At 37.1% G+C, this 11,918-nt stretch carries 10 protein-coding genes and 1 tRNA gene; 9 read left to right on the forward strand and 2 right to left on the reverse strand.

Annotation, left to right across the window (positions count from 1 at the left end; all coding sequences use genetic code 11):
* Together JF259_RS17260 and JF259_RS17265 are read left to right on the forward strand one after the other, a co-directional pair.
* Window positions 1-1,482: DUF7133 domain-containing protein (locus JF259_RS17260; RefSeq protein ID WP_199116959.1), on the forward strand; the 1,482-nt coding region annotated here is incomplete at its 5' end.
* Window positions 1,483-1,584: 102 nt separating this feature from the next.
* Complete coding sequence (locus JF259_RS17265; RefSeq protein WP_199116960.1) at window positions 1,585-2,583, forward strand: GntR family transcriptional regulator; 999 nt, start codon at window positions 1,585-1,587, stop codon at window positions 2,581-2,583.
* Window positions 2,584-2,830: 247 nt separating this feature from the next.
* Here JF259_RS17265 and JF259_RS17270 read toward each other — a convergent pair whose 3' ends face one another.
* Window positions 2,831-4,477 (reverse strand): sodium/sugar symporter, encoded by a 1,647-nt coding sequence (locus tag JF259_RS17270; protein ID WP_199116961.1) that lies wholly within the window; start codon window positions 4,475-4,477, stop codon window positions 2,831-2,833.
* A 250-nt stretch (window positions 4,478-4,727) separates the two neighbouring features.
* On the opposite strand from JF259_RS17270, the gene JF259_RS17275 reads away from it, so the two are divergent.
* The 3 genes from JF259_RS17275 to JF259_RS17285 are packed head-to-tail and all read left to right on the forward strand — an operon-like array spanning window position 4,728 to window position 7,848.
* A complete protein-coding gene (locus JF259_RS17275) occupies window positions 4,728-5,627 on the forward strand; it encodes an aldose 1-epimerase (protein ID WP_199116962.1) in 900 nt (299 codons plus the stop codon).
* Window positions 5,628-5,655: 28 nt separating this feature from the next.
* Window positions 5,656-6,804 carry a galactokinase gene (gene galK / locus JF259_RS17280; RefSeq protein ID WP_199116963.1) on the forward strand — a complete coding sequence of 383 codons (1,149 nt, stop codon included), beginning with the start codon at window positions 5,656-5,658 and terminating at the stop codon, window positions 6,802-6,804.
* A 24-nt stretch (window positions 6,805-6,828) separates the two neighbouring features.
* Entirely contained in the window at window positions 6,829-7,848 is a 1,020-nt protein-coding gene (locus tag JF259_RS17285) for a UDP-glucose--hexose-1-phosphate uridylyltransferase (protein WP_199116964.1), read from the forward strand.
* 50 nt (window positions 7,849-7,898) lie between these two features.
* On the opposite strand, the gene JF259_RS17290 is transcribed toward JF259_RS17285, so the two are convergent.
* A complete protein-coding gene (locus tag JF259_RS17290; protein WP_199116965.1) occupies window positions 7,899-8,366 on the reverse strand; it encodes a hypothetical protein in 468 nt (155 codons plus the stop codon).
* A gap of 169 nt (window positions 8,367-8,535) precedes the next feature.
* Between JF259_RS17290 and trxB the strand changes: the two genes are divergently transcribed.
* The 4 genes from trxB to JF259_RS17310 all read left to right on the forward strand — a co-directional run.
* The gene (gene trxB, locus JF259_RS17295; protein ID WP_199116966.1) at window positions 8,536-9,495 is read left to right on the forward strand and encodes a thioredoxin-disulfide reductase; all 960 of its coding nucleotides are present in this window, start codon (window positions 8,536-8,538) and stop codon (window positions 9,493-9,495) included.
* A 126-nt stretch (window positions 9,496-9,621) separates the two neighbouring features.
* Window positions 9,622-9,696 (forward strand) — tRNA-Pro (locus tag JF259_RS17300).
* A gap of 228 nt (window positions 9,697-9,924) precedes the next feature.
* Window positions 9,925-11,205 (forward strand): site-specific integrase, encoded by a 1,281-nt coding sequence (locus JF259_RS17305; RefSeq protein ID WP_199116967.1) that lies wholly within the window; start codon window positions 9,925-9,927, stop codon window positions 11,203-11,205.
* Between the two features lie 172 nt (window positions 11,206-11,377).
* Window positions 11,378-11,918, forward strand: a 541-nt coding sequence (locus JF259_RS17310; protein WP_199116968.1) for a ParB/RepB/Spo0J family partition protein, incomplete at its 3' end; no start/stop codon positions are given.

The following is an 11,918-nucleotide window of genomic DNA, read 5'->3' on the forward strand; positions in this document are numbered from 1 at the left end:
GCCTACGTTAATAGGGGCTACGCCAAGGGTGTTTTGGATAAAGATAGTTTATTGGTCAATGTAACAGCGGCCTGTGGACCGACCATATATCGAGGGGGGCTTTTCCCCAAGGGTTACGAAGAGAATGCTTTTGTTTGTGTACCAGAGGCCAATTTGGTAAAGCGAAACATACTAGAGTTTTACGGCGATAGTATAGCAGCCCGTCAGGCATGGGAGGGAAAAGAGTTTTTAGCGTCCACCGACGAGGGCTTTCGTCCCGTTAATTTGAATACTGGACCAGATGGAAGTCTTTATGTTGTCGATATGCACCGTGGTGTAATTCAGCACCAAGCTTACTTAAGTCCTTATTTAAAAAAGAAAGCAATTGAAAAGCAATTAGATACAATAATTAATGCTGGTCGCATACTCAAAATTAAAAATCAGCTAGTTGAACCTTATACGGTTCCAGATATTGAGGCATTAAAAGCAGAGCAGTTGGTTGCACTTTTAAAGCACAAAAACGGCTGGATTAGAGATCGCGCACAGCACCATATTGTTTATAAGGAAGAAAAAAATGTTATCCCACAGCTAAGATTACTAGCTAAGGAGTTAAAAGATCCACTTGGACAAATCCACGCCCTGTATACATTAAAGGGGCTTGGAGCGTTAACGTTCGATTTATTGGTGGAAGTTGCAGAAAAAGGAACACCAGAAGTAACTTCGCATAGTTTGATTTTATTGGAAGCATTTGCTTTAAAAGAAAATGTAAACAGCATAAAAGTACTATTTGATGTATTGATGAAGAAGCATGATAAATCCATAGATTTATATTTGGGATCCACAGTTGGTGTATGGATGGCAGTTTCTAAAGACACTTTTTTTCCGTTGCTTAAATCGTTAATACAAGAGTATAAAACCAATCCCAGAATGGTTGAAGCGATATTAAGTGGTTTAAGTGAGAGCTCTCAGACATTTAAATTGAGTTTACAGCAAGATCGGACTTTAATAAAGAGTGATTTTTATGAGCATTTAGAGGAGGTGGTTAAGCAAGAAGTTTCTAATAAGGTAAACTGGATATTTACAAAAACCTCGGTAAGAGAAGATTCCCGAACCAAGGGAGCTAAGCTGTTTCGACAAATGTGTAGTGCATGCCATGGAATGGATGGTGAAGGGATTGAAGGTTTGGCGCCACCACTAATGCATTCGGAGTTTGTTTCCAAGCCCATCGAACGATTGGGGCTTATTATTTTACATGGTTTGGAAGGACCGGTACATGTTAATGGAAAATTATATGAACTAGGTTTGGTCATGCCCGGGCTTATTCATAATCAAAATATAAGCGATGAGGATATTGCAGATATCATATCATATGTAAATAATGCTTTTTCTGCTAAACCACAAAGCTTAAGTACTAATGAGGTAAAAGTGCTACGGAGTAAAAAGCCTAAGAGTGGAAATGAATATACGGAGCAAGAGCTAATAGACTATGTTAATAAAAAATAAAAAGTAAACAGAAGTGTGTGTTAGAAAGGTTCTTTTATGGAATAGTAAACCCTACTGATACCTACTGGTAAGGAATTAAGCTTATTTATCTATATTTGCTTTATGGGCATTGTTGCAATACAAAATAAATCGGGAGTACCTAAGTACAAGCAAATAGTAACATCTATCGAAAATGCCATAGCTGATGGGGTCATTAAAAAAGGTGATAAGTTGCCGTCAATCAACAGTATAAGAGATAAACATGAAGTGTCTAGAGATACTGTATTAAGTGCTTTTAATGAACTCAAAACAAGAGGTATTGTTCAGTCTATTGCTGGAAAAGGGTATTATGTGTCAAGTGAATCTGTTAACGTAAATCAAAAAGTATTTTTATTATTTGATGAGCTCAATGCTTTTAAGGAAGATTTGTACAGTTCATTTCTAAATGCACTTGGTGAGAATATTCATGTTGATATTTTTTTTCATCATTTTAATCATGATCTGTTTAATAAATTGATCTATGATAATATTGGTAACTATAATTACTATGTCATCATGCCGGCCAATTTAAAGAATACCAATCAAGCTATTGAAAAACTACCAATTGAAAAGGTATGTATATTAGATCAAATACACGGTGAATTGGATGGTTATTCGGCTATATACCAAAACTTCGAGCATGATATTTTTAATAACTTGACAAAAGGGATGCGGCTTATTAAAAATTACAAAAAGTTAATTTTACTGTTCTCAGAAGACAAACAGCCCCAAGGCATGCTAAAGGGGTTTAAGCGATTTGTATCCGAGAATAATTTGGATTTTGAAGTGATTAGTTCGATTCGTGATAGAATGCCAAAAGAAGGAGAGGTTTATATTATTCCAGATGATAGAAACTTAATAAGAATCATCAAGAAAATAAAAGAAGAAAAGTTACGATTGGGTAAGAGTATTGGTATTATATCTTATAACGATACGATGCTTAAAGAAATAGTTGAAGGCGGTATTACAACTATTTCAACCGATTTTAATAAGATGGGAGCGCGTTTAGCACAGATGATTATTAATAAAGAGCAAGCAAGAATAGAAAACCCCAACAATCTTATTTTAAGAAAATCATTATAGAAGAAGTGATTTGAACTTTTACAAATTGGCTAAAAAATTGCCGGTTTGCATCCATATTTTGTCTTTTTATCGTCACGTAGCCTTGCTATGCGACTCAAATAAGCTTTCATCTGGTTACAAACCCATCAATTTTCGCTTCAACCCAAAAAGTTTAAACCACTTCGACAATTTTGGGTTTAAAAAGAGCGCCCTTGAAGTTTTAATTTCAAGGGCGCTCTTTTGATTTCTTATACCTTATATTTATTACTTACCAAAATAAGCTGTACAATACGGTAAGGATTATCATGATAACAAATGCCCCGATGTTGAATAGTGGAGAAGTTGCGAATAATTTTTTAGATAATGGAATGCCTTTTTCATCATCAATTCCTTTGTTTTGAAGATAACTAACAATGATGATTACTAGCATGGTAAGCAAGGCAGTAATACCCATTTGATGCATCCAAGGTTCAAGACCAGGAATAGGGATGAATTTTAATGCCAATGCAATAGGAATCGATGCCAATGCACCCCAAATGGCAGCATTATTGGTTGTTTTCTTCCAGAACAAGCCTAAAATAAATACGGCTAAGATGCCTGGGCTTACAATACCTGTATATTCTTGAATAAATTGAAACGCTTGATCGATACCTCCCAGTAGAGGAGCCATTACAGTACCAATAATTAAGGCTATAGCCGCAGAAATCCGTCCTACATTTACAGTAGCCTTATCGCTCGCATTTTTATTGATATATTGTTTATAGATATCCATTGTAAAAATGGTAGATGTAGAATTTAGCATAGAAGCCAAAGACGATACAATAGCTGCTGCTAAGGCAGCAAAAGCAATACCTTTAAGACCTGTTGGTAAGAACTGTAATAACCATGGGTAAGCTTTGTCTGCTTGCTCGGCGCTGGGCATGTTTAATTGAGCCGTTTCGCCAAGACTAGCCATAATTGATGGATCGTTAACCATGACATATGCCGCTATACCAGGAACTACAACAATTAGAGGGATGATTATTTTTAAGAAAGCAGCTAAAAGGATTCCTTTTTGGGATTCTTTTAAAGATTTAGCAGCCAAGGTTCTTTGGATAATATATTGATTAAATCCCCAATAATATATGTTGGCAACCCACAAACCACCAATTAGTACCCAAATTCCAGGTAAGTCTAAATAATTACTGTTTTCAGACCCATCACTATTAAACTCATCAAGTACCATATGGAATTTTTCAGGGGCTGCGTCTACAACTTTAGAGAAACCAGCTAATATCCCTTCGCCGCCCGATACGGCATTTAAAGCTAAATACGTGGTGATCAAACCACCTAAAACTAAGAAGATTACTTGAATCACATCTGTCCAGGCAACGGCAGATAATCCACCATATAAGGAATAAGCAGCGGCAAATAAGGCCAAACCTATAATGGCGTACATCATATCAACACCCATTATGGTTTCTATAGCTAATCCGCCCAGGTATAACACAGATGCTAGGTTAACAAATATATAGAGCCCGATCCAGAATACCGCCAGAATTGTTTTAAGATTGGTTGAAAATCGTTTTTCGACAAATTCAGGAATGGTGTAAAGTCCTTTTTCAATAAAGATGGGCAGGAAATATTTACCAACAATAATAAGGGTTAAAGCAGCCATCCATTCATAAGAAGCGATAGCGAGACCAAGAGCAAAGCCAGATCCGGACATACCTATAAATTGTTCGGCAGAAATGTTTGCTGCAATTAATGAAGTACCTATTGCCCACCATGGTAGTGATTTACTTGCCAAGAAATAGTCTTCAGCATTTTTTTGGTGACCTTCTTTATCGCGAGAGACCCAAAGTCCTACCCCTAAAATTAAAATGGCATAAGCAATAAAAACTGCATAATCCCAAAATTCAAATCCTGATGTCATAATTTTTGTATTTAGTTTAGATAGTTAAAATTATTATTGAATTTCTTACATGAATTCTTTTCAAACGGCGAAATATAGCAATTTCTATTTAAATAACTTTTAAAAGTTATCAACAACTAGTAGCTACTAGTTGGTTTTTTTGCTATTTTTGGAATCTCAAAAAACTACAAGTTGTTGAAGTTTGCTTTTAATTGGTGCTTTTGGTGATAAATAGTTTAGCTTTAAGATTAACCCTTTAATAATTAAATAATTGTATAAAATATCGCATACACAGAAACTGGATGATAATGTAGATTATATAGAGGTTGAAAATTCAGAAAAAACGGTTTACGCTAAAATATTTTTGAATTTAGGAGCCAGTTTACAGGAGTTAATTTTAAATGGTCATCATTTAATTAAAGATTTACATCCTTTAACTTATGAGGATACTTATGCTTCATCTATTTTATTTCCGTTCGCAAATAGAATAAAAGATGGCGCATATACATTTCAAGGAAAATCCTATGCTTTCAAAATAAATGAAAAACCATTAAACAATGCTTTGCATGGATTAGTGTATAACAAGACTTTTAAATTAGTAAAACAGCATGTTACTCAAAATGGAGCTGAAGTTATATTGCTGTATACTGAAGCAGATCGTGTTAACGGATTTCCATACAAGTATACCATTCAATTAACTTATAGTCTGTCTAAGGATGGTTTAGGCTTAAAGATTTCTGTAAAGAACGAAGACATTAAACCATTTCCTTTTACTCTTGGTTGGCACCCTTATTTTTTGAGTGATAACTTATACGAGAGTACTTTAAATTTTGATGCAGATAAGACTTGTGTTTTTGATGAAAGAAACATAACTATAGGGTTAAAGGATATAGCAAAAAATGAGGTGTTTAAGGTTGAAGACAAAAGTTTGGACGATTGTTTTGTACTTAATACAAACAAAATAGTATTTAACACTCCAAAATATAAGTTTACAGTCATTTCATCTTCCGACAAGGGTAATTTTTTACAATTATATACGCCTCCACATGCCAACACCATAGCTATTGAACCAACAACAGGTGTTTCAGATAGTTTTAATAATGGAATGGGGTTACAAACCTTACAGCCTAAACAAATTTATAATATTAGTTGGGATCTTAAAATAGAATGATATAAAGTACTCAGTAAAATAAATTAAAATGAATACAACTTTAATAAATGATGTAAGGACAAGTTTTATAGATATGTATGGAGAAGAGCCTTTACTAATATTTTCTCCAGGACGTATAAACATTATTGGAGAGCATACCGATTATAATGATGGTTTTGTTTTTCCTGCAGCTGTTAACAAAGGAATTGTTGCTGCAATCCAGAAAAGTGATGCGATTAATTGTGTGGCTTATGCGGTAGATAAGGATGAAAGTATAGAGTTTTCTTTGAATGCTATAAAACCATTGGCAGAAGGCAGATGGGAAAATTATGTTTTCGGAGTCATTGCGGAAATAAAAAATAGAAGTAAGGTTATTGGTAATTTTAATATAGCATTTGGTGGTGATATTCCTGGAGGAGCAGGAATGTCCTCTTCTGCAGCATTAGAAAACAGTGTAGTATTTGGACTAAATGAACTTTTTGATCTCGGACTATCCAAAGAAGAAATGATTTTAATCTCCCAAAAAGCAGAGCACAATTACGTTGGTGTTAAATGTGGTATTATGGATCAATATGCGAGTATGTTTGGTATAGAGAATAATGCTTTGTTGTTAGATTGTAGAACGGTGGAAGCTAGACCTTACGAGATTGATTTTAAAGACCATCAGTTGCTATTAATTAACACAAATGTAAAACATAGTTTATCGGATAGTGCATATAATGACAGGCGTTCAGTATGTGAAAATATAGCTGAATTGCTCGGTGTTAAGGCATTAAGGGACGCTACAGAAGCCGACTTGGAGCGTGTGAAAGATAAGGTTACCCCAGAAAATTATCAAAAAGCACTTTACGTAATTCAGGAAAATGATAGGGCTATTAAGGCGTCAAAAGCAATAGAGAAAGGCGATTTGACAACCTTGGGAGCTTTAATTTACGCATCTCACAATGGGTTGCAAAATCAATACAAAGTAAGTTGCGAGGAGCTAGATTTTTTAGTTGAACAAGCAAAGCAAAATCCTCATGTATTAGGAGCTAGAATGATGGGAGGAGGCTTTGGAGGCTGCACTATTAATTTGATAGCAAAAGATCAAGTAAAAGCATTTGGAGAAACTGTGTCAAAAGCCTATTTGAAGAAGTTCAATAAGGCCTGTTCAGTATATTTCATTGAACTTTCTGACGGTACACATTTAATATCATAAAATTTAAATTAGATTTTTTAAAAGATGAACACAGATTTACAGGACTATTCACATAAACGATATAATGTTTTAACAGGAGAATGGGTATTGGTGTCTCCGCATCGCGCTAAAAGACCATGGCAAGGACAAAATGAAACGGTTTCTAACGAGGTACGTCCATCGTATGATGAATCATGCTATTTATGTGCCGGAAACACACGAATTAATGGAGAGGTAAATCCAAAGTATGCCGATGTTTTTATTTTTACTAACGATTTTGCGGCACTACAGGGCGATTCTCCTTCGTTTTCAGTAGAGGATGGTTTGTTAGTTGCACAAAGCGAAAAAGGAATTTGCAAAGTGGTTTGCTTTAGTCCTGACCATTCCAAAAGTTTAGCTGATATGACACCTAATGAAATTCAAAAGGTAGTGTTCGCATGGCAAAAGGAATATAAAGAACTCGGAGACAATGATTTGATTAATTATGTTCAGATATTTGAAAATAAAGGCGCCGTTATGGGATGTAGCAATCCGCATCCCCATGGACAGATATGGAGCCAATCGACGCTTCCCAATGAAGTTGATAAAAAGAACATTCAACAGCTAAACTATTACAAGAAACATCGTAGCAGTTTGTTGGGGGATTATCTTAAACAGGAGTTAGAAAAAGATGAACGCATTATTTTTCAGAATGACGCTTTTGTTGTCTTAATCCCATTTTGGGCAGTGTGGCCTTTTGAAGCTATGATCGTTCCCAAAAAGCACCAATCGAATATCTTAAGTATGGATACGGAAGAGGCTTTGCTTTATGCCGAAGCCATTTCAGTGTTGACTAAGGCTTATGATAAACTATTTAATACCTCATTTCCATATTCAAGTGGTATACATCAAGCACCAACAAACGGAGAAGTTAATAAACACTGGCATTGGCATATGAGTTTTTATCCACCGTTGTTACGTAGCGCTACAGTTAAGAAGTTTATGGTAGGTTACGAAATGTTTGGTTCGCCTCAACGTGATATAACTGCGGAGATCGCGACACAAAGGCTCAGAGAACTTCTGTAAATTAAAAAAGCTGTAATACCAATTACCACTCATTAACAAGGTAATTGGTGTTACTCTATTCTGATATAATTTTCAGCATAAAGCGGAGTGCCCTCATCATCTACTTGAATTTGACTAAACTTATTCTTTTCCAGAACAATATTGAAAACAAACTCTTTTTGTTCTTTTATAACATTGTTCATGGCTTTAGAGCCGTAATCCAGCACTTCGGTTAACAAGCCGTCTTTGACTGTATAATCTCCATATCCAAACCAATCCAAAGAGTCAGAAACACGCAATCTGGTCCACATGACTTTTGATGCAGAATACATTTTAACTTGTTTGTTTGTGTTGGATGTTTTAATAGTGTCAACGGCTCCGTCACTTCTATAATTTAAGTAACTAACCAGTTCCCAAGCACCTTCAATAGTAGGAGTTTCTTCAGGAGTTATGGTTTCGCTAATTTCGGTAACAGGTTTTGATTCATTTTTACAGGAAAAAGAAAGTGTAATGCAGAGGAGAAATAAAAGAGGTTTCATAAGCTTAAAAGGAATAAATTAACAATCTAACTACTACAAGTTACAAAAAAATGAAGTAATTAACTATATTAATAATAAGCAATTATGATGTGATAATATCTTTTGATAACTTAAGCGTAAGTTTTATAGCAAAAATTCTACTTTTGCTTTATTAAAATTAATAGCAGTTATGTCAGAAACAATAGAACATGTAAAATGTTTGATCATAGGGTCCGGTCCAGCGGGCTATACCGCGGCGATCTATGCGGCGCGGGCTAACATGGCACCGGTATTGTACCAAGGGACGCAACCGGGCGGACAGTTAACAACGACGAACGAGGTCGAGAACTTTCCCGGTTACCCCGACGGGATTACCGGTCCCGAGATGATGCTGGAGTTACAAAGGCAGGCAGAGCGTTTCGATACCGACGTGCGCGATGGTTGGGTTACCAAGGTGGACTTTTCGGGTCCCGTGCATAAGGTGTGGGTAAACGGCACCAAGGAGATCCACTGCGATACGGTGATCATCTCTACGGGTGCAACGGCAAAGTACTTAGGCCTGGAGTCCGAACAAAAGTATTTGAAGTTGGGCGGCGGTGTGTCGGCCTGTGCCGTTTGTGACGGTTTTTTCTACCGCAACCAGGAAGTCGTGATCGTAGGGGCGGGTGACTCGGCCTGTGAGGAGGCCCATTACCTATCCAAGCTCTGTAAAAAAGTGACCATGTTGGTACGTCGTGATGAGTTTAGGGCGTCCAAGATTATGGAAGCCAGGGTAAGGAATACCGAGAACATCGAGATCCTTTTCAATACCAATACCGATGAAGTGCTTGGGGACGGCCAAGTGGTAACCGCTGTTCGCGCAAAGAACAACATAACGGGGGCACTTACGGAGATTCCGGCCACCGGCTTTTTTGTGGCAATAGGCCACAAGCCCAACACCGATATCTTTAAGGATTACCTGGACTTGGACGAGACCGGGTACATCATTAACGTACCGGGGACATCAAGGACCAACGTAGAGGGCGTGTTTGTCTCGGGCGATGCGGCCGACCACGTATACCGTCAGGCAGTTACGGCGGCAGGTACCGGTTGTATGGCGGCATTGGATGCAGAACGGTATTTGGCTGCTAAGGAAGCTGTTGTGCAATAAAACGTAAGATGTAAATATTTATAAAACAGTCTGATATAAAAATTAGGCTGTTTTTGTGTATTTCAAATTTCATTTATAGAAAAAATGTATTTATTTTCGTAGCAGTTTTTGCTATATAGCATTAAACGGGATGTGGCGCAGTCCGGTTAGCGTACACGGCTGGGGGCCGTGTGGTCGCAGGTTCAAATCCTGTCATCCCGACTAAGAGGGTATTAAAAGAAAATTTTTAATATGTAATTAAATGAAAACCAGTGAAATACATTTTTACTGGTTTTTTTTGTAATCATTTAAATACAGATTCATTAGTGTCCTATTTAGTGTCCTATTTTTTTAGAAAATAAATTTCTAAATTTATGGTCTGGAACCCGTATATAACTTTCGGGGCGATTTGGCTTTCGTTCAAGGAAATGTTTAACCTAAACGAAAGTAATGACAAACACACACACTTTAAATGTCCATTTTTGGTTAAAAAAATCATCAATCAAAAAGGACGGAACACTACCAATCTATGCCCGAATTTGGATAGATAGCTCACCGATTGATGTTAGTGCAAAAGAATCTGTCCTGGAGGTTAATTGGTGCACTACTAGCAATCGAGCCAAATTAAGAACTAAAAATGCAAAATACATCAATAATGCACTTGATGATGTATACTCCAAGATCAAAGCCGCTTATAGACAGCTCAAAGAAGAGGGAAGACCCATTTCATCTCTAGCTGTAAAGCTGCGTTACCTGGGAAAGGACAAGATAGTCTCAACAATAAAAGACCTTATAGAGTATCACAGGGACAATGAGTTTAAAAAGCTCACACAGGGAACGATTAAGAATTATGGCGCTACCGAAAAATACATTTATCGTTTTCTCAAAAAGGAATTCAAGTCAAAAGATATTCATTTGTCACAAATAGGGTATTCGTTTGTCGTTAAGTTTGAAGACTATCTTCGAACCTGCCCGCCACTTCGGAAATCCCAACCGCTTGGTAACAACGGAATCATGAAGCACATGGAAAGGTTACAGAAGTTTACCACTCTGGCATTGAAGCATAGTTGGATAAAGGCAAACCCATTTGCCTTATACCAATTAAAATTTGAAGAGTTTGATTGTCCCTATTTGGAACAGTTCGAAGTTGATTCAATTTCCAGTCTATACTTAGAGAACCCTAGTATGTGCTTAGTCAGGGATTTATTTGTTTTCTCATGCTATACAGGACTTTGTTATGTTGAAATCAAGAATTTAAACAAAAATGATATCGTTAATGGAATAGATGATGGACAATGGATCATGGTCAGGCGTCAAAAATCCAAAACTCCAGTAAGATTGCCCTTGCTGGATGAAGCTCAAGAGATTTTGGAAAAATACCCGAATCATGCAATGGCAGAAAATAATTATTCACTTTTACCTGTATTGAGTAATCAAAAAATCAATGAATACCTGAAGGAAATAGCTAAGCTTTGCCATATCAATAAGAACCTTACCTTTCATGTGGCAAGACACACTTTTGCCACAACAATAACCTTATTGAATGAAGTTCCCATAGAAACGGTCTCGAAGATGCTTGGACATAAGAAATTATCAACGACACAAAAATATGCTAGGGTCGTTGAAAAAAAGATTAGTAGGGATATGATGCAGCTAAGGGAAAAATTGAAACATCCAAAAAGAAAGATTGAGCAAAGGAAAACAGCGTATGACCATCTAAAAATAGTATAAAATAGACTCACACAATATTCTCGAAAGTTAAACGTCGCAAAATATTTATCGGAAAAGGGACGGCATAAAGCCATTGCTTTGCCGTGCCTATTTATTCCGTTTCCTTTCCACTCCAAAATTTTGTCTTCCGTTTGGTCTGCCCATAAATATTGTTTAATCAAAATCAATAATTATGGAAACAATTACCGAACATTTAAAGGAAGTGGGATTGGCCGAAATATCCATCGGCAAGACCAATCCAAGGAGGGAGTTCAATGATGCATCCATAGGGGAGCTATCGGAGAGCATCAGGAAAAAAGGACTGCTGCAACCAATACTGGTACGACCTACGGCCAAGGGCTATGAACTGGTATGTGGCGAAAGACGACTAAGGGCATGTAGGCTCATTAATTTGGAATCCGTCCCCGCACAGGTCAAGGAACTGAACGACCAAGAAGCCCTAGAGGCCCAGATCGTGGAGAACCTCGAAAGGGAGGATGTGCACCCAATTGACGAAGCCGAAACTTTCAAACTGATGTTGGAGCAGGGCAATTACAATATTGGGGATATCGCCACAAAGATTGCCAGATCGGAAACCTTCATCCTCCAACGCCTGAGCTTGAACAACCTGAATGCCGAATGGAAGAAACTCTTCCTAAAAGGAGTGGTGAACCTATCCAAGGCACTCATCATAGCCCGGTTGGAAAAGAAGTACCAAAAGGAGGTGGCACAGG

It is taken from the genome of Snuella sedimenti (genome assembly GCF_016428595.1).
In the GTDB taxonomy this organism is placed as follows: Bacteria; Bacteroidota; Bacteroidia; order Flavobacteriales; family Flavobacteriaceae; genus Snuella; species Snuella sedimenti.